Source organism: Aeromicrobium phoceense (assembly GCF_013868155.1).
GTDB classification, from domain to species: Bacteria; Actinomycetota; Actinomycetes; order Propionibacteriales; family Nocardioidaceae; genus Aeromicrobium; species Aeromicrobium phoceense.
The window spans coordinates 526,688-546,883 of sequence record NZ_JACEOG010000002.1 but is presented as its reverse complement, the minus strand read 5'-3'; the positions used below and the strand labels follow the sequence as shown (position 1 = coordinate 546,883).

The 20,196-nt window shown below is 72.0% G+C and carries 19 protein-coding genes; 2 read left to right on the top strand and 17 right to left on the bottom strand.

The window, feature by feature from the left end:
• Positions 1 to 88 precede the first annotated feature (88 nt).
• The 3 genes from H1W00_RS16010 to H1W00_RS16000 are packed head-to-tail and all read right to left on the bottom strand — an operon-like array spanning position 89 to position 1,955.
• The gene (locus H1W00_RS16010) at positions 89 to 1,030 is read right to left on the bottom strand and encodes an RluA family pseudouridine synthase (RefSeq protein ID WP_181756794.1); all 942 of its coding nucleotides are present in this window, start codon (positions 1,028 to 1,030) and stop codon (positions 89 to 91) included.
• On the bottom strand, positions 1,027 to 1,548 hold the full coding sequence (lspA, locus tag H1W00_RS16005; RefSeq protein ID WP_181756793.1) for a signal peptidase II: 522 nt from the start codon (positions 1,546 to 1,548) through the stop codon (positions 1,027 to 1,029). The genes H1W00_RS16010 and lspA overlap by 4 nt, the downstream gene beginning before the upstream one ends.
• Positions 1,549 to 1,553: 5 nt before the next feature.
• Positions 1,554 to 1,955: a TraR/DksA family transcriptional regulator gene (locus H1W00_RS16000; RefSeq protein WP_181756792.1), complete on the bottom strand. Its 402-nt coding sequence runs from the start codon at positions 1,953 to 1,955 to the stop codon at positions 1,554 to 1,556.
• A 91-nt stretch (positions 1,956 to 2,046) separates the two neighbouring features.
• On the opposite strand from H1W00_RS16000, the gene ileS reads away from it, so the two are divergent.
• A complete protein-coding gene (ileS, locus tag H1W00_RS15995; RefSeq protein WP_338072931.1) occupies positions 2,047 to 5,208 on the top strand; it encodes an isoleucine--tRNA ligase in 3,162 nt (1,053 codons plus the stop codon).
• 195 nt (positions 5,209 to 5,403) lie between these two features.
• Here the strand turns inward: ileS and H1W00_RS15990 are convergent, their stop codons facing one another.
• The 10 genes from H1W00_RS15990 to ftsW form a co-directional block, all read right to left on the bottom strand.
• Positions 5,404 to 6,126 carry a DivIVA domain-containing protein gene (locus H1W00_RS15990; protein ID WP_181756790.1) on the bottom strand — a complete coding sequence of 241 codons (723 nt, stop codon included), beginning with the start codon at positions 6,124 to 6,126 and terminating at the stop codon, positions 5,404 to 5,406.
• A 117-nt stretch (positions 6,127 to 6,243) separates the two neighbouring features.
• Entirely contained in the window at positions 6,244 to 6,531 is a 288-nt protein-coding gene (locus tag H1W00_RS15985) for a YggT family protein (RefSeq protein WP_078700740.1), read from the bottom strand.
• A 6-nt stretch (positions 6,532 to 6,537) separates the two neighbouring features.
• Positions 6,538 to 7,014, bottom strand: a complete 477-nt coding sequence (locus tag H1W00_RS15980; protein WP_181756789.1) for a cell division protein SepF — start codon at positions 7,012 to 7,014, stop codon at positions 6,538 to 6,540.
• Between the two features lie 36 nt (positions 7,015 to 7,050).
• Positions 7,051 to 7,755 (bottom strand): YggS family pyridoxal phosphate-dependent enzyme, encoded by a 705-nt coding sequence (locus H1W00_RS15975; protein ID WP_181756788.1) that lies wholly within the window; start codon positions 7,753 to 7,755, stop codon positions 7,051 to 7,053.
• Positions 7,742 to 8,452 carry a laccase domain-containing protein gene (locus H1W00_RS15970; protein WP_181756787.1) on the bottom strand — a complete coding sequence of 237 codons (711 nt, stop codon included), beginning with the start codon at positions 8,450 to 8,452 and terminating at the stop codon, positions 7,742 to 7,744. The genes H1W00_RS15975 and H1W00_RS15970 overlap by 14 nt, the downstream gene beginning before the upstream one ends.
• Positions 8,453 to 8,454: 2 nt before the next feature.
• Complete coding sequence (gene ftsZ, locus H1W00_RS15965) at positions 8,455 to 9,603, bottom strand: cell division protein FtsZ (RefSeq protein WP_181756786.1); 1,149 nt, start codon at positions 9,601 to 9,603, stop codon at positions 8,455 to 8,457.
• A gap of 162 nt (positions 9,604 to 9,765) precedes the next feature.
• Complete coding sequence (locus H1W00_RS15960; protein WP_181756785.1) at positions 9,766 to 10,476, bottom strand: cell division protein FtsQ/DivIB; 711 nt, start codon at positions 10,474 to 10,476, stop codon at positions 9,766 to 9,768.
• Positions 10,469 to 11,869: a UDP-N-acetylmuramate--L-alanine ligase gene (gene murC, locus H1W00_RS15955; RefSeq protein ID WP_181756784.1), complete on the bottom strand. Its 1,401-nt coding sequence runs from the start codon at positions 11,867 to 11,869 to the stop codon at positions 10,469 to 10,471. Before murC ends, H1W00_RS15960 begins: the two co-directional genes overlap by 8 nt.
• A complete protein-coding gene (murG, locus tag H1W00_RS15950) occupies positions 11,866 to 12,945 on the bottom strand; it encodes an undecaprenyldiphospho-muramoylpentapeptide beta-N-acetylglucosaminyltransferase (RefSeq protein WP_181756783.1) in 1,080 nt (359 codons plus the stop codon). The genes murC and murG overlap by 4 nt, the downstream gene beginning before the upstream one ends.
• A 2-nt stretch (positions 12,946 to 12,947) precedes the next feature.
• Entirely contained in the window at positions 12,948 to 14,168 is a 1,221-nt protein-coding gene (ftsW, locus tag H1W00_RS15945; protein WP_181756782.1) for a putative lipid II flippase FtsW, read from the bottom strand.
• Between the two features lie 163 nt (positions 14,169 to 14,331).
• Here ftsW and H1W00_RS15940 point away from each other — a divergent pair, with 163 nt between their 5' ends.
• Positions 14,332 to 14,775 (top strand): hypothetical protein, encoded by a 444-nt coding sequence (locus H1W00_RS15940; protein ID WP_181756781.1) that lies wholly within the window; start codon positions 14,332 to 14,334, stop codon positions 14,773 to 14,775.
• 10 nt (positions 14,776 to 14,785) lie between these two features.
• On the opposite strand, the gene murD is transcribed toward H1W00_RS15940, so the two are convergent.
• The 4 genes from murD to H1W00_RS15920 are packed head-to-tail and all read right to left on the bottom strand — an operon-like array spanning position 14,786 to position 20,164.
• Positions 14,786 to 16,240: a UDP-N-acetylmuramoyl-L-alanine--D-glutamate ligase gene (gene murD, locus H1W00_RS15935; RefSeq protein ID WP_181756780.1), complete on the bottom strand. Its 1,455-nt coding sequence runs from the start codon at positions 16,238 to 16,240 to the stop codon at positions 14,786 to 14,788.
• Positions 16,230 to 17,297: a phospho-N-acetylmuramoyl-pentapeptide-transferase gene (gene mraY, locus H1W00_RS15930; RefSeq protein ID WP_181756779.1), complete on the bottom strand. Its 1,068-nt coding sequence runs from the start codon at positions 17,295 to 17,297 to the stop codon at positions 16,230 to 16,232. The genes murD and mraY overlap by 11 nt, the downstream gene beginning before the upstream one ends.
• A 27-nt stretch (positions 17,298 to 17,324) precedes the next feature.
• Complete coding sequence (locus H1W00_RS15925) at positions 17,325 to 18,683, bottom strand: UDP-N-acetylmuramoyl-tripeptide--D-alanyl-D-alanine ligase (protein WP_181756778.1); 1,359 nt, start codon at positions 18,681 to 18,683, stop codon at positions 17,325 to 17,327.
• Positions 18,680 to 20,164 carry a UDP-N-acetylmuramoyl-L-alanyl-D-glutamate--2,6-diaminopimelate ligase gene (locus tag H1W00_RS15920; protein WP_181756864.1) on the bottom strand — a complete coding sequence of 495 codons (1,485 nt, stop codon included), beginning with the start codon at positions 20,162 to 20,164 and terminating at the stop codon, positions 18,680 to 18,682. The genes H1W00_RS15925 and H1W00_RS15920 overlap by 4 nt, the downstream gene beginning before the upstream one ends.
• Between the last annotated feature and the right edge of the window lie 32 nt (positions 20,165 to 20,196).

Genomic DNA, 20,196 nt, shown 5'->3' with positions numbered 1-20,196 from the left:
TTCCGTGGGCGTGCCGTTTCGCGGGTGCTCACCGGCGTGTCGGCCCCGCAAACGTCACTGCCAGCGCTTCCCGCGCCCGGTGTCGCGCTCAGTCGAGGTCGCGGACGACGTCCAGCGCGCGCTGGAGGTCGTCGGGGTACGGGCTCTCGTACTCGGCCCACTCGCCGGTGCCGGGGTGGGTGAACCCGAGCCGCACGGCGTGGAGCCACTGCCGCTCGAGGCCGACGCGCTTGGCCAGCACCGGATCGGCGCCGTAGAGCGGGTCGCCGACGCACGGGTGCTTGATCGCGGCCATGTGCACGCGGATCTGGTGGGTGCGGCCCGTCTCGAGCTTGATCTCGAGCAGCGACGCGTAGCGGTGTGCCTCGAGCGTGTCGTAGTGCGTCACGCTCGCGCGACCGTCGGCGCGCACCGTGAACTTGAAGTCGTGCTTGGGGTGGCGGGCGATCGGTGCGTCGATCGTGCCGGTGTGCGGGTCGGGGTGACCCTGCACGAGCGAGTGGTAGGTCTTGTCGACCGTGCGGTCGCGGAACGCCTGCTTGAGGATCGTGTAGGCGCGCTCGGACTTCGCCACCACCATGAGCCCGCTGGTGCCCACGTCGAGCCGCTGCACGATGCCCTGCCGCTCGGGGGCACCGCTGGTGGAGATCCGCACGCCCACGCCGGCCAGGTGACCCGAGACCGTGGGGCCGTCCCAGCCCACGCCGGGGTGCGCGGCCACGCCGACGGGCTTGTCCACGACCACGATGTCGTCGTCCTCGTGCACGATCGACATGCCCTCGACCTCGGTGGCGACGACCACGGCACGCCGCGGAGCCGGGATGGTGGCCTCCATGAGGGCACCGTGCTCGACGCGCTCGGACTTGATGGGCGCGCTGCCGTCGAGCAGCACGAGCCCCTCGGCGACCAGGTCGCCGGCCCGCGTGCGGGAGACGCCGAACAGCCGCGCGAGGGCGACGTCGACGCGCTCGCCGGCCAGGCCTTCCGGGATGTGGACGCTACGCACCTCGGTGGTGTCGTCCGATGTCACGAGTCCTCCCGGGTGCCGTCGAAGCGGTGACCCCGCCACGACCGCCAGATGATGATCACGGCCGCCACCGTCAGGGCGATGTCGGCCACGTTCCCGACGAAGAACCCGGCGTAGTCGATGAAGTCGACGACGTGGCCCCGCAGGAACGACGGCTCACGGAAGAGCCGGTCGATCAAGTTTCCCACGGCGCCGCCCAGGAACAGCCCGAGCCCCACCGCCCACCAGGGATCACGCAGCCGAGGGGCGATGACGACGAGCGTGACGGTGACCGCGATCGCGATCAGGCTCAGCACGATCGTGTATCCGGCTCCGGTGCCGAGCGCGGCGCCGGGGTTGAGCACGAAGCGCAGGCTCAGCAGATCGCCGAGCAGGGGGATGGCGTCGCGCCCCTCGAGGCGCGCGACCGCCCACCACTTCGTGAGCTGGTCGACCAGCACGACCGCCAGGGCCACGCCGGCGAAGAGGCCGACCCGGCGCCGGCCCAGGGGCTCGGCCGCCGGGTCCGTGGACGGGGTCACGGGAGTCAGCGACGCTCCTCGCGGCGCTTGCAGTCCATGCACAGCGTCGCGCGGGGGAACGCCATCAGGCGCAGCTTGCCGATGGGCTCGCCGCACTGCTCGCAGACGCCGTAGGTGCCGTCCTCGAGACGGGCCAGTGCCTTCTCGGTCTGGAGCAGCAGCTCCCGCTGGTTCGCGGCGAGCGAGAGCTCGGCGTCACGCTCGAGGCTGTTCGATCCGACATCGGCCTGGTCGTTGCCCGCACCGTCGACCCCTCCGGACAGCATGTCCTGCAGATCCTTCGCCGAATGGTCGAGTTCGGTCTTGAGCCTGGCGAGGTCCTCGGTGAGTTCCTCGCGCACGGCCTTGGCCTCGGCGGGGGTCCACGGCTCTTCGTCCGCGCGCACGGCCAATGTGGTCTTGGGCATGCCCGGGACAGTAGACCGACCACGGGGCCGGTGCAAGTCGGCCCACCGTAGGATTGGCCGAGTGAGTCAGGACGCCCCGAACGCCCCCGCAGTGCCGCCCACCTCCGCTCCCTCCGGGGCTGCCGGTGATGCGCTGCGCTACCGCCCCGTGCCCGCCCACGTCGACCTGCCGGCGATGGAGCGAGAGATCCTCGACCTGTGGGCCGAGCAGGGGACCTTCGCGGCCAGCCTGAGCACCCGCGCCGACGCCGAGCGCTGGACCTTCTACGAGGGTCCGCCCACCGCCAACGGCGTGCCCGGCACCCACCACGTGGAGGCCCGGGTCTTCAAGGACGTCTTCCCGCGCTTCAAGACGATGCAGGGCTACCACGTCGAGCGCAAGGCCGGCTGGGACTGCCACGGCCTGCCGGTGGAGATCGCGGTCGAGAAGGAGCTGGGCTTCAACGGCAAGCCCGACATCGAGGCCTTCGGCATCGCCGAGTTCAACGCGAAGTGCCGCGAGTCCGTCCTGCGCAACGTCGACCAGTTCGAGGCCATGACCGAGCGGATGGCGTACTGGACCGACATGTCCGACCCCTACCGCACGATGGACGCGCCCTACGTCGAGAGCGTCTGGTGGGCGCTGTCGCAGATCCACGGCAAGGGCCTGCTCGTCGAGGACTACCGCGTCGCTCCCTACTGCCCCCGCTGTGGCACCACGCTGTCCGACCACGAGCTGGCGCAGGGCTACGAGACGGTCGTCGACCCGTCGGTCTACGTGCGCTTCCCGCTGACGTCGGGACCGTGGGAGGGCACCGACCTGCTGGTCTGGACCACCACGCCGTGGACGCTGGTGTCGAACACCGCGGTCGCCGTGCACCCCGACGTCACCTACGTCGTCGCGACGGACGGCACCGACCGGGTCGTCGTGGCCGAGCCGCTCGTCGGCGCCGCCCTCGGCGAGGGCTGGGAGGCCGTCGAGACCGTCACGGGCCGCGACATGGAGCGCTGGACCTACCGCCGCCCGTTCGACCTCGTCGAGATCCCCGACGCGCACTTCGTCGTGCTCGGCGACTACGTGACCACCGAGGACGGCACCGGACTGGTGCACCAGTCCCCCGCGTTCGGCGCCGACGACATGGCGGTCTGCAAGGCGTACGGCCTGCCCGTGGTCAACCCGATCGCGCCCGACGGTCACTTCGAGGCCGACGTCCCCCTCGTGGGCGGCGCGTTCTTCAAGGAGGCCGACCCGACCCTCGTCGCCGACCTCGACGCCCGCGGCCTGCTGTTCACGAAGCTCGACTACGAGCACAGCTACCCGCACTGCTGGCGCTGCCACACGCCGCTGATGTACTTCGCCCTTCCCGCCTGGTACATCCGCACCACCGCCCGCAAGGACGAGATGCTCGCGCAGAACGAGCAGACCAACTGGTACCCCGGCACCATCAAGCACGGCCGCTACGGCGACTGGCTCGAGAACAACATCGACTGGTCGCTGTCGCGCAACCGGTTCTGGGGCACTCCCCTACCGATCTGGCGCAACGACGCCGACCCGAGCAAGGTCGTGTGCGTCGAGTCGCTGGCTCACCTTTCGGAGCTGACCGGCACCGACCAGTCCGACCTCGACCCGCACCGGCCCTACATCGACGACGTGACCTTCACGATCGACGGCGAGCCCGGCACCTACCGCCGTGTCCCCGAGGTCATCGACGCCTGGTTCGACTCCGGCTCGATGCCGTTCGCGCAGTGGGGCTACCCCCACGCCGAGGGCTCGCAGGAGAAGTTCGAGCGCGCCTACCCCGCGCAGTACATCGCCGAGGCGATCGACCAGACGCGCGGCTGGTTCTACTCGCTGATGGCGGTCGGCACGCTCGTGTTCGACCGGTCCAGCTACGAGAACGTCGTCTGCCTGGGTCACATCCTGGCGGAGGACGGCCGCAAGATGAGCAAGCACCTGGGCAACATCCTGCTGCCCATGCCGCTCATGGACGAGCACGGCGCGGACGCCCTGCGCTGGTTCATGGCCTGCTCCGGCTCGCCGTGGTCGGCGCGCCGCATCGGCCACAACGCCCTCACCGAGATCGTGCGCAAGGTCCTGCTGACCTACTGGAACACCGTGGCCTTCCACGTCCTGTACGCCCGCGCCGAGGGCTGGAGCCCGGCCGGTGCCGACGTGCCGCCGCCCGCCGAGCGAGGCGTGCTCGACCGGTGGCTGCTCTCGCAGACCCAGGACCTCGTGCGCGAGGTGACCTCCGCGCTGGAGGACTTCGACACCCAGCGCGCCGGCCTGATGATCTCGACCTTCGTCGACGACATGTCCAACTGGTACGTCCGCCGCTCGCGCAAGCGCTTCTGGCGTGGCGACGCCGCCGCGCTGGCCACCCTGCACGAGGTCCTCGACGTCCTCACGCGGCTGATGGCCCCGCTCGTGCCGTTCGTCACCGAGCGCGTCTGGCAGGACCTCATCGTGCCGGTCGACCCCGACGCCGCCCCCTCCGTGCACCTCGCGGACTGGCCCGTGGCCGATGAGTCGCTGCGCGTCGACGGTCTCGCCGAGCGGGTCTCGCTGGCCCGCCGTGTCACCGAGCTGGGACGCGCCGCGCGCGCCGAGGCGAAGGTCCGCACGCGCCAGCCGCTGCGCCGCGCCCTGATCGGCTCGGCCCACTTCGAGCAGCTCGGCGACGACCTGCGCGCCCAGGTGTGCGAGGAGCTCAACATCGAGCAGCTCGGGTCGCTGGCCGACGCCGGCGCCGACCTGGTGGAGTTCTCCGCCAAGGCCAACTTCCGCCAGCTCGGCAAGCGCTACGGCAAGCAGACCCCGGTGGTCGCCCAGGCGATCGCCGCGGCCGACGCCGGAGAGCTCGCCGCGCGGCTCGAGAAGGGCGAGGCCACGGTCACCGGCGAGGACGGCCAGACGTGGCAGGTCGAGGCCGACGACGTGATCGTCACCGAACGTCCGCGCGAGGGCTGGTCGGTCGTCAACGAGCAGGGCGAGACCGTCGCGCTCGACCTGGCGATCGACGACGAGCTGCGCCGCGCCGGACTGGCCCGTGAGGCCGTGCGCGTGATCCAGGAGGCGCGCAAGGCCGCCGGACTGGAGATCACCGACCGGATCACCCTGACGTGGACCGCTGAGGGCGAGACGGCCGACGCGCTGCGCGAGCACGGCGCGAGCATCGCCGAGGAGGTCCTCGCGGTCTCGTTCGAGCCCGGCGACGCCGCCGACGTGCGCGACGACGACCTCGGCCTCGCGGTCAGCCTCAGCCGCGCCTGACGCTCCAGCGTCGCGTGGTCTCGATACACCGCCTCGCTGCGCTCGTCGGCACTCGACCCCCGGCCGGGTGATCGAGTAGCTGGCGAGCGCCGCGAGTCGCGTGTCGAGATCAGCACCCGGACAGACGAACGACGGCGCCCGATCCCCTGAGGGATCGAACGCCGTCGTTGACTCAGTACGCGCGGTGTCGCAGCGTCACTCCTTGCCGTCGAGCGCAGTCCCCTGCTGCGGCGCGACGGGCTGGCTGCCCTCCAGCTGGGCCAGCTGGTCCTGGAAGTAGGCCTTCAGGCGGGCGCGGTACTCGCGCTCGTAGGCACGCAGGTGGTCGATCTCGCCCTGGAGCTCCTGACGCTCGCGCTCGAGGTTGGAGATGACCTCCTTGCGACGCTGCTCGGTCTCGACGTCGAGCTGCTCGGCGCGCTTGCGCGACTCGTACTGCAGCGTGTCGGCGTTGCGACGGGCCTCGGCGGAGAGCTGCTCGGCCTCGACGCGGGCCTCACCGATGATCGTGTCGGCCTCCTCCTTCGCGGCGTCCATGAGCTGGTCGGCGTTGGCCGACGCGATCTCGAGCAGACGCGCGGCGGCCGTGGAGGCCTCGGAGGTCGAGGTGACGCGCAACTCCTGCGGGGCGGCGGGGGCCACGGGGGCGGGAGCCGGCTCGGGCTCCTTGACCGGCTCGGGCTCCTTGACGGGCTCGGGCTTCGCGGCGACCGGGGCGGGCTGGGCCTTCGAGGCCTGCTCGAGCGCGGACTCGAGCTCGGAGACCTTGGCCTTGAGCTCGGAGTTCTCGCTGACGAGACGCTCGAATTCGACCTCGACCTCGTCGAGGAACTGCTCGACCTCGCCCATGTCGTAGCCGTCGCGCAAGCGCACGGCGGTGAACTGCTTGTCGCGAATGTCCTGGGGCGTGAGCGCCATCTGGTCACCTCTGCGTGTGAGTCGGGTCTGTCTTGGGAAAGATTCGGGGCCTCATCAACGGTACCGCTTCATCCTAGGCACCGGACAACGGGCTGGTGCTCAAGTCTCAACGATCACCTAAAAGATCACGACCACCAGGGACTGGGCGATGAACAACAGCAGCAACAGGACCATCGCCGAGACGTCGAGCATGATCCCGCCGAGACGGATGGAGGGGATCACTCTGCGCAGCGCGCGCAGCGGCGGATCGGTGACCGTGAAGATGAACTCGCACAGCACCGCGATGAAGCCGCGCGGCTGCCACTGGCGGGCCAGCAGCTGCACCCAGTCCACGACGAACCGGGCGATCACGAAGATGATCGCCAGGTAGATCAGGTTGTAGAGGACGACGCCGATCGTCGACACGTCGCCTCAGCTCTGGTTGTAGAAGCCGCCGGCCGCGAGCTGCGCGCGGTCCTCGTCGGAGACCTGCACGCCCTCGGGCGACAGCAGGAACACCTTGGCGGTGATGCGGTTGATCGTGCCGTGGACCGCGAAGACCAGGCCGGCCGCGAAGTCGACGAGGCGCTTGGCGTCGTCGTCGCCGATGTCCGAGAGGTTCATGATGACCGGGACGCCGGAGCGGAACGACTCGCCGATCGTGCGGGCGTCGTTGTAGGTCCGGGGCGTGACGGTCTCGATGCGCGCGAGGTCGGCCACGGACATGCCGGGCTGACGACGGTCGTCGAGGGCCGTGACGGACCGCGGCGCGACCGGCTGGGGGGCGGCCTGGCGCACGGGTGCCGCGGTACGAGCCGGGGCCTCCGTCTCGTACTCGAGCGCGTCGTCGTACTCGGCCTGCTCGACGAGTCCGAGGTACTCGCCCATCCTCCGCATTGCGCCAGCCATGCTCACTCCCGATCTTCGGTCTTGACGTTGTTGAGACTACTGCAGTACAGGGCGCTGCCCGAGCACCGAACGACCCACGCGCACGTGTGTCGCGCCGTGCGCGATCGCGACCTCGAAGTCCTCGCTCATCCCCGCTGAGATCATCGTCGCCGACGGCGTGGTGCGCCGCAGTTCGGCGCTGATCTCGCGCAGGTGGGCGAAGCTCGGGGCGGGGTCCTGGCCCAGCGGCGCGACGGTCATCACGCCTCCGAGCTCGAGGTGGGGGCACTCCCCCGCGATGACGTCGGCCAGGACCGGCACGTCGGCCGGTGGCACTCCCGCACGCCCGGGGTCGGTCGTGTCGAAGTCCACCTGGACGAGGCAGCGCAGGGTGCGCCCGGCGGCCTGTGCGCCACGGTCGAGGGAGCGGGCCAGCTTGGCCCGGTCGACGCTGTGGACGACGTCGGCGTAGCGCGCGACGGCACCGGCCTTGTTGGTCTGGAGGCCGCCGACGAAGTGCCAGCGCAGGGCCACACCCGCGTCGACGGCGGCGAGCTGCTTCTCGGCCGCCTCCGGGTGACGGTTCTCGCCGACGTCGGTGACCCCGAGCTCGGCCAGCAGCGCGACGTCGGACGCCGGATGGGTCTTGGTGACGACGACGAGGGTCACCTCGTCGGAGGACCTACCGGCTGTGTCGCACGCCCGGGCGATGCGCTCGCGGACGGCGAAGAGGTTCCGCGCCAGCTCGTCACGGCGGTCCATCGCCACTCCTCTCGCGGCGCAACACCACGGCCGCGCCGAAGCGACCGGCCGCGTCGCTCTGCCGCCGGTGGGACCAGAACCGCTCGTCCTCGATCGTGCAGCCACCGAGGTCGTGGACGACCACGTCGGCGCGCTCCAGCTGGGCGACGACGCCGGCACCGATGTCGAGTCCCGGCGTGCCCCGGCGGGTGGTGGCGCGGGCGGCCGGCTCGACCGCCGTGACCTCGTCGGCCATGGCGGCCGGCACCTCGTAGCAGGAGCCGCACGCCCGGGGACCCACCCACGCCTCGAGGCGCGAGGCGCCGCGGGACCGCAGCGCCCCGACCGCCGCGCCGGCGACTCCGGAGGCCATGCCGCCGCGGCCGGCGTGGACCACGGCGGCGAGGGGCCGGTCGGGATCGACGAGCACGACCGGCACGCAGTCGGCGACGCGGACGATCGCCACGACGCCGGGGCGGTCGAGCACGAGGGCGTCGGCCTCGGGCTGGGCCTCGGGGTCGGCGACGGCGACGGTCGCTCCGTGGACCTGGCGCATGAGCGCCGGGCGGCCACCGAGCGCCGCAGCCACCACGCCCGGACCCTCCGCGGGTGATCCGTCGGCCGGGCCCCGGCCCAGGTCGGTGCGCGCGTCGGTGAAACCGAACGACGCGACCCCCAGGTCGGACCGGAACCAGAACGGCGCGGAGTGGTCAGGCACGGTCAGCGCAGGAAGTCCGGGATGTCGAGACCGTCGCCGAACTCCTGGCCGGCGGGCTGGCCGACCGGCACGGGCTCGGTGACGACCCGCTGCTCGGAGCCCTCGGGGCGCTCGGCGGGCTTCTGCGTCGCGGGCGCCGACTCCTTGGCGGCGGCCTGCTGCTCACGGCTGCGCAGCGCCGGCTGGGCGGCGTCGCGCTGCTTGGGCTCGCCACCGTCGAAGCCGGCGGCGATCACGGTGATGCGCACCTCGTCGCCGAGCGAGTCGTCGATGACCGTGCCGAAGATGATCTTGGCGTCGTCGTGGACGGCCTCCTGCACCAGCTCGGCAGCCTCGTTGATCTCGAACAGGCCGAGGTCGGAGCCGCCGGCGATCGACAGCAGGACGCCGCGGGCGCCCTCGATCGAGGCCTCGAGCAGCGGGCTGGAGACGGCCAGCTCGGCGGCCGTGGCGGCGCGGTGCTCACCGCGCGCCGAGCCGATGCCCATGAGGGCCGAGCCGGCATCGCTCATGATCGACTTCACGTCGGCGAAGTCGACGTTGATCAGACCGGGCGTGGTGATGAGCTCGGAGATGCCCGAGACGCCCTGGTAGAGCACCTGGTCGGCCTGGCGGAACGCGTCCAGCAGGCTGATGCTCTGGTCGCTGATCGACAGGAGTCGGTCGTTCGGGATCACGATGAGGGTGTCGACCTCCTCGCGCAGACGCTGGACGCCGACGTCGGCCTGCGCCGCGCGGTTGCGTCCCTCGAACTTGAAGGGCCGCGTGACGACCCCGATGGTCAGCGCACCGAGCGACCGCGCGATGCGCGCCACGACCGGCGCGCCGCCGGTGCCCGTGCCGCCGCCCTCGCCCGCCGTGACGAAAACCATGTCGGCGCCCTTGAGGGCCGCCTCGATCTCCTCGGCGTGGTCCTCGGCCGCCTTCTTGCCGATCTCGGGATCGGCGCCGGCGCCGAGACCGCGCGTGGAGTCACGACCCACGTCGAGCTTCACGTCGGCATCGGTCATGAGCAATGCCTGGGCGTCGGTGTTGATCGCGATGAACTCCACACCCTTGAGCCCGGCCTCGATCATGCGGTTGACGGCGTTGACACCCCCGCCGCCGATGCCGACGACCTTGATCACCGCAAGGTAGTTCTGGACCGCCATGTCGTTCCCCTTCAAACCTTAAACTTCAAGTGGAGGCTTATAGTTATGTCAACCTCGTCGATGGTTTGACACTAGGTGGGCCGTCCGGACGATCGTCGATGACACGCCGTGTCGGGCGTGTGTTGTTGAACTCGATGCGGGTGGGGCGGCTGAGGACGCGCGTCACTCGAGCGTCGTCGGGCGCTCGGGAGCGCTGACGTCGTAGCTGCGTGCGTCGATCTGCAGCAGCGGGCGCAGCACCGACAGCTTGGCCTGCGCCTCCTCCGCGCTCCCCCACACCACGGTGCGGCCCTTCGACAGGGCCAGCTCGATCGAGTCGCGGGTCTCGGCCGTGATCGTGTCGGTGTCGCCGAGCAGGTCGCGGTCGCCCGCGGCGATGTCGGCCGCCACCCGTGCCGTGGCGGCCACCACACGGCGGTCCTCGACGTCGACGTCCAGCTCGGGCAGGTGCCGCGGACGCGAGTTCAGCGGGCGGTAGACCACCCCGGACGAATCGACGGCCCAGGGCGTGCCCGAGCGGTCGACCCAGGCGACCGCGTCGCGCTCGGTCACGACGATGCGGATCGTGTGCGGCAGGTCGCGCTCGACCTTCACGGACTCGACGGGCTTGAGGGTCGCCACACGCTCGGCGATCGCCTCGGTGTCGACGCGCAGGACGGGCGTCCCCAGCGGAACCTCGGCGGTGCGCACGACCCGGTCGACCGGCACGTGCTCGGTGCCGCTCACGGTGACCTCGCGGGACTCGAAGAGGCTCGAGAACCAGATGGCCCACACGGCTGCCGAGACGACGAGCACGAGCAGGACCACGCCGGCGATGCGCCAGCGTGAGCGACGACGCTTCAGGCGGAGCTTCTCGGCGAAGCGGTCACTCATCGCCGGAGTCCCGCAGCAGCTCGAGCAGCGCCGGCCCGACCGTGGTGACGTCCCCGGCGCCGAGGGTCAGCACGAGGTCGCCCGCCCGGACCAGCGGCAGCAGGAACCCCGGCACGTCCTGGACCGGTCCCCCGGCGAGGGCATGCGGACCGGCAGCGCCGACCACCAGCGCCGACGTCACGTCCGGGTCGGCGGCCTCGCGGGCGAGGTAGAGGTCGGCCACGACGACGAGGTCGGCCGCGGCCAGCTCCTGGCCCATCCGTGCCCCGAACAGCCGCGTGCGGCTGACCAGGTGGGGCTGGAACACGACGACGAGGCGGTCGTCGCCGGCCAGGGCCCGGGCCGCGGCGATGTCGGCGGCGATCTCGGTGGGGTGGTGGGCGTACGAGTCGACGACGCGCACCCCCGCGGCCTCGCCCTTCGGCTCCATCCGACGAGCGGCACCGGTGTATCCGGCCAGGCCCTCGACCATCCCGGCGACGTCGTGACCGAGCTCGCGGCCGATCGCCAGCGCCAGCAGTGCGTCCGCGGCGTAGTGGCGTCCCGGGACGGCGAGCACGACCTCGGTGGGCGGCAGGTCGTCGGCCGTGACCGTGAAGCGCGTCGTGGAGCCCACGACCTCCACGTCCTGACCTCGCACGTCGGCGTCGTCGGCGAACCCCGCCGTGACGAGACGCGGGCTGTCGACGGTCTCGCGCAGCCGGCGGCAGCCGGGGTCGTCGGCCGACAGCGCCACGACCTCCTCGACCGTGCCGGCGAACTCGGCGAACGCCTGCTCGTACGCCTCGACCGTGCCCCACGTGTCGAGGTGGTCGGCGTCGATGTTGGTGATCACGGCGGCGTGCGGGCGGTAGTGCAGGAAGGCGCCGTCGCTCTCGTCGGACTCGACGACGAACTCCGGACCCGCGCCGCGGCGGGCGTTGGTGCCCAGCCCCGCGACCTCAGCGCCGATCGCGAAGGACGGGTCGGCCCCGGCGCCGCGCAGCGCGAAGGTGAGCATCGCGGTGGTGGTGGTCTTGCCGTGGGTGCCGGCGATCGCGATCCGGCGGTCACCCAGCATCGTGGACATGAGCCCGGCCGAGCGCGGCCACAGCCGCAGCCCGCGCCGCTGCGCCTCGACGATCTCGGGGTTGTCCTCGGGGACGGCCGTGGACGCGATGACGGTGTCGCGGTCGGCGAGGTACGCCGGGTCGTGGCCCACGTGGCACGTGATGCCGGCCGCCCGCAGGCGCTGGAGCACCGCGGAGTCCCTGCCGTCGCTGCCGCTCACGTCGACCCCGGCCTCGTGCAGGAGCAGGGCGATCGCCGAGAGGCCGGCGCCGCCGATCCCGATGAGGTGCACGCGACCGAGCTGGTCGGCGGGAAGGACCTCACTCGGCAGGTCGATCCTCACCGGCGCTCCTCCCCCGCGCGGTGCACCAGGTCGGCGAGGCGCTCGGCGGCGTCGCGCCGCACGATGCCCGAGGCGGACTGCGACATGCGCTCGAGGCGCTCGGGCGAGGTGACCAGCGACACGACGGCGCTGTCGACCCAGGCCGGGGTGAAGGCGCCGTCCTCGATGAGCAGCGCACCGCCCGCGCCCACGACCGGATGGGCGTTCAGGGCCTGCTCGCCGTTGCCGATGGGCAGCGGCACGAACACGGCGGGCAGGCCGACGGCGGCAACCTCGGTGACGGTGTTGGCCCCGGAGCGGCACACGACGAGGTCGGCGGCCGCGTAGGCCAGGTCGATGCGGTCGATGTACTGCTCGACCACGTAGGGCGGGTCGCCCTCACGCCGGTCGAGGTCGACCTCCTCGGGCCGGCCGGCAGCGTGCAGCACCTGCACGCCAGCCTCGGCGAGGTCGCGGGCCGCGGCCGACATCGTGGTGTTGATGCGGCGGGCGCCCTGGGAGCCGCCGGTGACCAGGATGGTCGGCCGGTCGGCGTCGAGGCCGAAGTGCGCGCGCGCCTCGGCGCGCGTGGCGTGACGGTCGAGGTCGGCGATCTGGCGCCGGATCGGCAGGCCGATGTAGGTGCCGTGGCGCAGCTCGGTGTCGGGGAAGCTGGTGGCGACGTGACGGGTCAGGCGCGCGCCCAGCTTGTTCGCGATGCCGGGCAGGGCATTGCCCTCGTGCACGACGAGGGGCAGCTTCCGGCGGCGCGCGGCGAGGTAGGCCGGCACCGAGACGTAGCCGCCGAAGCCCACGACGACGTCGGGACGGAACCGGTCGATCACGTCGAGGGTGGCCGAGACCGAGCGACGCAGGTTCGCCGGCAGCCTCACCAGGTCGGCGTTGGGGCGGCGAGGCAGAGGCACCGGCGGCACCAGCTCGAGCGCGTGACCCGCCTGCGGGATGAGCGTGACCTCGAGACCACGGGGCGTGCCGAGGCAGACGATGTCGTCCCCGGCGTCGGCCAGCACGGCGGCGGTCGCGAGCAGCGGAGACGTGTGACCGGCGGTACCACCGCCGGCGAGCAGGACGCGCACGGTCAGCGACCCACCGTGCGCTGCTTCTTGCGCGCCTTCGCGCGGCGCGAGGTGGACAGCGCCCGTGCGGCGCCCGGTTCGGTGGTGGCGCAGTTGGCCAGGAGGCCCAGCGCGGCGAGAGTGGCGATCATGCTGGAACCACCGTACGAGATGAGTGGGAGCGGGACGCCGATGACCGGCAGCATGCCCAGCACCATGCCGATGTTGATGATCGCCTGCGTGGTGAGCCAGATGGTGATGCCGGCGGCGAGGTAGCCGGCGAAGCGGTCACGGCTGCGGTGCGCGATCCGGAAGCCGGTGTACGCCAGCAGGCAGAACAGCACGAGGATCACGAGGCTGCCGGCGAGGCCGAGCTCCTCGCCGATCACGGCCAGGATGAAGTCGGTGTGGGCCTCGGGCAGGGCGCCCCACTTCTGGCGGCTGCTGCCCAGGCCGAGTCCCCAGAAGCCGCCGCGGGCGAAGCCCATCATGGCCTTGATCGCCTGGTAGCCGGACTGCTCGGGATCGGCCATCGGGTTGAGGAACGACATGAACCGGTCGACCCGGTGCTGGGCCGTGGCGACGAAGAACAGCAGCAGCACGACCAGCCCGGCGCCGAAGCCGAGCATCGGCTTCAGCGGCAGCCCGGCGACCCAGAGCATGCCCGCGATGATCGCGAACAGGATCACGGCGGTGCCGAGGTCCTTCTGGAACACGACCAGGGCCGCCACGGCCCCGGCGATCGGGACGACCGGGGTGATGACGTAGCGCGGCGTGCCGAGGTGACGGTGCCGGCGGGTGTAGAGGTCGGCGATCCACAGCACGATCGCGAGCTTCGCGAACTCCGACGGCTGCAGGTTGAATCCGGCGAACAGCGGGATCCAGTTCCGGTTGCCGTTGATGTCCATGCCCAGCGGCGTGAAGGTCAGGCCGATGAGGAGCACGACAGCGAGGAGCGCCGGTCGCGCCAGCTGCCGCACCCGCTCCAGGGGGATGCGCATCGCGATGACCATGGCGACGAGGCCGACGACGGCGAAGATGGCCTGGCGACCGAAGATCTCGAAGGAGTTGCCGTACACCCGCAGGGCGAACACCGAGCTCGCGCTCAGCACCATGATCAGGCCGAGTCCGAGCAGCAGTCCGGTGGTGCCCAGCACGAGCTGGTAGGAGGCGAGCGGACGCTCGAGCAGGGTCCGCACGGTGTCGAGCGTGCTCGACGACCGCCGAGATGCGGTGGTACTCATGGCGTTCCTTCGGGGAAGAGAAGAGAAACTGCTCACCAGTGTGGCCCGTGGGACGGCGTGCCTCCGGGACCTGGGGGCGCGTGTCGCCCGGGGACCCGATCCGGGCCCATCCGGTGGCGTGCGCACCCTGGCCGGTGACCCGGTGCGGGCGTACGGTGGATCGATGGGGCTCGATGGGAACTTCCCCGTGGCACGCATCAGCGATCCGGACGACCGCGTCCCGATCTACTTCGGGCGGCGGGTGATCGGCCACCTCGGCCCCGCGGACGGCTTCCACTCGTCGGCGACGAACGTCACGTGCCGCATCAGTCGCCGCAACGGTGCTTGGTACAAGCTGTGGAACCCCGGTGGCTGGGACCCGGCGGCGACCTCGGCCTACGTCTCGGCCGCGCGCACCTTCCTGCAGAACGTGGACGCCCCGAACCCGATGCACGACTGCGTGGGCAACAGCGACTCCCCCGGACCGCCCTGGTGGCGCGACGTCGTGGTCGCGACGTCGATCGCGGGCACCGTCCTCGCGGCGATCGCGGCACGACGGTTCCTGCGCGAGCGGCCCCCGCGTCCCCCGTTCCCGCCGCCCGCCGAGAGGCCCGGGGCGGGAGCCTGAGCAGCTGGCGTCAGCTGTGGCCGAGCCGGCGCACGGCCTCGGCGAACGCGTCGCCGCGGTGGGCGTAGTCGCGGAACTGGTCCATCGAGGCGGCGGCGGGCGCGAGCAGCACCGTGTCGCCCGGGTGCGCGAGCCGGCGCGAGGCGGCGACGACGGAGTCCATGAGGGCGTCGGCGTCGGCGCCGTCGGCCAGCTCGACGGGAACGTCGGGCGCGTGCTCGGCGAGCGCGGCCGCGATCAGCTCGCGGTCGGCGCCGATCAGGACCGCCCCGCGGATCCGGTCGCGGGCGTCGCGGACGAGGTCGCCGTAGGCAGCACCCTTCGCCAGTCCCCCGGCGACCCACACGACCTGGTCGAACGCCTGCAGCGAAGCGCGTGCCGCGTGCGGGTTGGTGGCCTTGGAGTCGTCGACCCACCGCACGCCGTCGGCCTCGGCCACCGTGCTGATGCGGTGAGGGCCCAGCCTGAAGGCGCGCAGCCCGTTGCGGACCGCGACGGCGGGCACGCCGTGGGCCCGCGCCAGCGCCGCGGCCGCCAAGGCGTTCTGCACGTTGTGGGGCGAGGCGTCGTCGAGGTCGGAGAGGGACGCCAGCTCGGCCGCGCTGGTGGCGCGCTCCTCGACGAACGCGCGGTCGACGAGCAGGTCGTCGACGATCCCGACCATGCCGCGATCGGGGATGCCGAGCGTGAAGCCGATGGCGCGGGCGCCCTCGACGACGTCCGCCTCCTCGACCAGGTGCATCGTGGCCTCGTCGGCGACGTTGTAGACGCACGCGCGCTGGACCTGCTCGTAGACCTTGCCCTTGGCGGCGGCGTAGGCCTGCGCCCCGCCGTGCCAGTCGTAGTGGTCGGGCGCGAGGTTCAGCACGGCGGCCGCCTCGGCCGACATCGACTGCGTCCAGTGCAGCTGGAAGCTGGAGAGCTCGACCGCGAGCACGTCGCGGCCCTCCGGATCCATGACGGCCTCAAGGATCGGGGTGCCGACGTTGCCCACGGCCTGCGCGCGCAGATCGGCCGCCTGCAGGATCGCCTCGAGCATCTGGACGGTGGTGGTCTTGCCGTTCGTTCCCGTGACCGCCAGCCACGGTGCCGGGTCGCTGCCGCGCAGGCGCCAGGCCAGCTCGACCTCGCCCCAGACGGGGATGCCGCGACCTGCGGCCTCGGTCAGCAACGGCGCGCTGGGGCGCCAGCCAGGCGAGGTGACCACGAGGTCGACGTCGCCCGGCAGGGAGGCCGTCGTGCCGGGACCGAGCCGCACGTCGGCACCGAGGACCTCGAGCAGGTGGGCCTGCTCGCGACGGTGGTCATCGCCCTCGGACTCGTCGAGCACGACGACGCTGGCGCCGAGGTGGTTCAGGGTGTCAGCCGCGGCGAACCCGCTGACGCCGAAGCCCGCGACGACCGCGCGGACGCCCTCCCACGAGGAGTCGCGGTGCAGCGACGTGACGTCACGCTCAGAAGGCACCGACGACCCACTCCCAGTAGAAGAGGCCGATGCCGGAGATCACGCAGATGCCGCTGATGATCCAGAACCGGACGACGATCGTGATCTCGGCCCAGCCCTTCAGCTCGAAGTGGTGCTGCAACGGCGCCATCCGGAAGATCCGCTTGCCGCCGCTGATCTTGAAGTAGCCCACCTGCAGGATCACCGAGAAGGTGATGATGACGAACAGTCCGCCCAGCACGATCAGCAGCAGCTCGGTGCGGGTCATCAGCGCGAAGCCGGCCATCAGACCACCGAGCGACAGCGAGCCGGTGTCGCCCATGAAGATCTTGGCGGGCGAGGCGTTCCACCACAGGAAGCCGAAGCACGCGCCGGTGACGGCGGAGGCGACCACCGCGAGGTCGAGCGGATCGCGCACCTCGTAGCACTTCGGGCCGGGGTCGAGCAGGAAGCAGCTCTGGTTGGACTGCCACACGTTGATCAGGACGAAGGCGCCGAAGACCATGACGGCGGCGCCCGTGGCGAGGCCGTCGAGCCCGTCGGTGAGGTTCACGCCGTTGCTGGCGCCGGCGATCATGAGCAGGACCCACACGATCAGCAGGACGGTCGGCAGCTCCCACGACAGGTCGCGGGTGAAGGAGATCGCGTGGGTGATCGGGGTCTGGCCGTTGTCGTTCTCCCAGCCGATCGCGAGCACCGCGAAGACCAGTCCGACCAGGATCTGGCCGATCATCTTGGCCTTGCTGCGCAGGCCGAGGCTGCGCTGCTTGGCGACCTTGATCCAGTCGTCGAGGAAGCCGATGACGCCGAGGCCGACGAACAGGAACAGCAGCAGGACGGCGGAGGCGCTGGGCTCGTAGCCCGTCCACAGCTTCGCGATCGCGTAGCCGAGCACGGTGGAGATGATGATGACGAGGCCGCCCATCGTGGGCGTCCCGCGCTTCACGTGGTGCGACGTGGGACCGTCGTCGCGAATGAGCTGTCCGTAGCCCTTCTTCACGAGGACGGCGATCGCGAAACGGGTGCCGACGAGAGTGCCGACGAGCCCCACGACTCCCGCGATCAATACGGCCAGCATCGCTTCCGTTGTTTCCTTCCGTGCGTTTCAGTCGCGCAGCAGCGCTTCGGCGATCCGCTCGAGACGGGCGCCCCTCGATGCTTTCACAAGCACCACGTCACCGGCGCTGAGGCTCGCTGAGAGCTCTGCCACCGCCGACTCGACATCGTCCACCAGCACGCCGACAGGGCCGGCACCGCGAGCGATCTCGGCGGCTCCGACACCCACGGCGATGACCCGGGCGATGCCCAGGTCGGCGGCCAGACGGCCGATCCGGTGGTGCTGCTCGGACGACTCGTCGCCCAGCTCCAGCATCTCACCGAGGACGGCGGTGCCACGTCCCGGGGCCAGCCCGGCGAGGGCTCGCAGCGCCGCGGCCATCGACTCGGGATTGGCGTTGTACGCGTCGTTCACGACGACGACTCCCCCACGGGTCTCGTGACGCTCCATGCGCATGGGCGAGCCGGCCACCGCGGTGGCGAGCGCCTCCACGGCATCGGCGGCCGGAACCCCGAGCGCGGAGGTGGCCGCGACCGCGGCGACGGCGTTGATCGCGTGGTGCTCGCCCAGCTGCGGGACGGTGGCGTCGAGGAGGTCGCCGTTGACCTCGATCCGGAAGTGCGGGTGGCCGGACTCGTCGAGGAAGACGTCGCCGTCGAGCCGCACGCGGCCCGCACGGCCGAAGGTGAGCACCGTGCCCCGCGTGCGCGAGGCCATCGCCGCGACGCGCGGGTCGTCGGCGTTCAGGACGGCGGTGCCCTCGGGGCCGAGGGCCTCGACGAGCTCGCCCTTGGCCCGGGCCGTGCGCTCGAGTCCGCCGAACTCGCCGGCGTGGGCCGTGCCGACGTTGAGCACCACGGCGACGTCGGGCGGCGCGATGGCGCACAGCGAGGCGATGTGGCCGATCCCCCGCGCACCCATCTCGAGCACCAGGTGACGCGTCCCGGCATCGGCGCGCAGGACGGTCAGCGGCACGCCGAGCTCGTTGTTGAACGAGCCCTCGGGTGCCACCGTGGCCCCGTGCGCGGCCAGGATGTGGGCCATCAGGTCCTTGACCGAGGTCTTGCCCTGCGAGCCGGTGACGGCGACGACGTCGACGTCGCTCTCCGCCCTCAGAGCCGCCAGCCGGTCGGCCGCGAGCCGCCCCATCGCCTGGACGGGGTCCTGGACGATCACGTGAGGTCCGGCGACGGCACGCGTGGCGATCGTGGCCACGGCTCCGGCGTCGAGCGCGGTCTGGACGAAGTCGTGCCCGTCGACGCGCTCGCCGGGGATCGCCACGAAGAGCGACCCCGGGGCGACGCGGCGCGAGTCGATGACGACCGGGCCCTCGACGGCGAGGGTGTCGTCGCCCTCCACCCGCCCGTGCGTCGCGTCGGCCACCTGGGCGAGGGTCGTGCGGATCACGACGCGCCGCCGATCAGGGAGACGAGCACCTCGCGGTCGTCGAAGGGGTGGACGACGTCGCCGACCTGCTGGCCGCGCTCGTGACCCTTCCCGGCGACCACGATGGTGTCGCCGGTGCGGGCCTGCCGAACCGCGGTGGCGATCGCGTCGTGGCGGTCGCCGACCTCGACCACCTGGGCCGCGCCGCGCTCCGCGCCCGCCAGGACCTCGGCGCGGATGCGGGCCGGGTCCTCGCTCCGAGGGTTGTCGTCGGTGACGATGACGACGTCGGCGAGCCGGGCGGCCCCCTCGCCCATGAGGGGTCGCTTGCCCCGGTCGCGGTCGCCGCCGGCGCCGATCACGACGATGAGCTGCCCGGCCGTGACCGGCCTCAGGGCACCGAGGACCGCCTCGACCGCCTCGGGCTTGTGCGCGTAGTCGACGACCGCGGTGAAGGGCTGGCCGGCGTCGACCCGCTCCATCCGGCCGGGGACGCCTCGGGCAGCGGCGACACCGCGGACGAGGTCGTCGAGGTCGTGGCCCTCCCCCGCGAGCGCGACGATCGCCGCCACCGCGTTGGAGACGTTGAACGCGCCGGCCAGCGGGACCGAGAGCTCGGTCTCGGTGCCGTCGGGCGCGATGAGCGTGACGTCGCTGCCGAGCCGGTGGGCCCGCACATTGACGGCGCGCCAGTCGGCCGCCGCGCCCTCGGTGGAGAACGTGGTGACGGGCAGCGAGGTCAGCTCGGTGAGCCGCCGGCCGTGGGCGTCGTCGAGGTTGATCACGGCCCGCCGGGCGTGCTCCGGCGTGAACAGCTCGGCCTTCGCGGCGAAGTAGGACTCCACGTCGTGGTGGAAGTCCAGGTGGTCGCGGCCCAGGTTGAGGAACACGGCCGAGTCCAGCACGAACCCGTCCACGCGCCCCTGGACGATCGCGTGGCTGGAGACCTCCATCGCGCACGCGGCCACCTGCTCCTCGGCCATGACCGCGAAGAGCGCCTGCAGCGCGGGCGCCTCGGGTGTGGTGAGGCTGCTGGCCGCCGGGCGCCCGGCGATCCGCGTGCCGATCGTGCCGATGACGGCCGAGCGCGACTCTCCCAGCGCGGCCTCGGCGAGGTAGGTCGTGGTGGTCTTGCCCTGCGTACCGGTGACGCCGACGGTGGTGAAGCGGCTGCTGGGGCGGTCGTAGAACCGGGCCGCGAACTCGGCCAGGTGCGCGCGCGGGTGCTCGACCACGACCGTGGGGACGCCCACCGGGAGCGTCGCCGCCCCCTCGGCGTCGGTCAGGATCGCGACCGCACCGGCCTCCAGCGCCTGGGGCGCGAACCGGGAGCCGTGCGTGGTCGCGCCGGGCAGCGCGGCGAACAGGTCGCCGGCGACGACGTCGTGGGTGGAGAGGCTGATGCCGGTGACGGTGGCCTCGCCCGACACGGTGGCCGCGGGCAGCTCGGCGGCCACCCTGGAGAGGGGCCACGTGGGCCTGTCGTGCGGCCTGACCCTCATCTCGTCCACCCGCCCCAACCTACCGGGCGGCA

Bases quoted from the DNA above. Each gene is read 5' to 3' on its own strand.
- H1W00_RS16000 (WP_181756792.1), bottom strand. From the start codon at position 1,955: ATGCCCAAGACCACATTGGCCGTGCGCGCGGACGAAGAGCCGTGGACC.
- H1W00_RS15990 (WP_181756790.1), bottom strand. From the start codon at position 6,126: ATGGCGCTCACGCCCCAGGACATTCGCGACAAGCAGTTCACCGCCGTG.
- H1W00_RS15980 (WP_181756789.1), bottom strand. From the start codon at position 7,014: ATGGCTGGCGCAATGCGGAGGATGGGCGAGTACCTCGGACTCGTCGAG.
- H1W00_RS15975 (WP_181756788.1), bottom strand. From the start codon at position 7,755: ATGGACCGCCGTGACGAGCTGGCGCGGAACCTCTTCGCCGTCCGCGAG.
- ftsZ (WP_181756786.1), bottom strand. From the start codon at position 9,603: ATGGCGGTCCAGAACTACCTTGCGGTGATCAAGGTCGTCGGCATCGGC.
- H1W00_RS15960 (WP_181756785.1), bottom strand. From the start codon at position 10,476: ATGAGTGACCGCTTCGCCGAGAAGCTCCGCCTGAAGCGTCGTCGCTCA.
- ftsW (WP_181756782.1), bottom strand. From the start codon at position 14,168: ATGAGTACCACCGCATCTCGGCGGTCGTCGAGCACGCTCGACACCGTG.
- H1W00_RS15940 (WP_181756781.1), top strand. From the start codon at position 14,332: ATGGGGCTCGATGGGAACTTCCCCGTGGCACGCATCAGCGATCCGGAC.
- mraY (WP_181756779.1), bottom strand. From the start codon at position 17,297: ATGCTGGCCGTATTGATCGCGGGAGTCGTGGGGCTCGTCGGCACTCTC.
- H1W00_RS15920 (WP_181756864.1), bottom strand. From the start codon at position 20,164: ATGAGGGTCAGGCCGCACGACAGGCCCACGTGGCCCCTCTCCAGGGTG.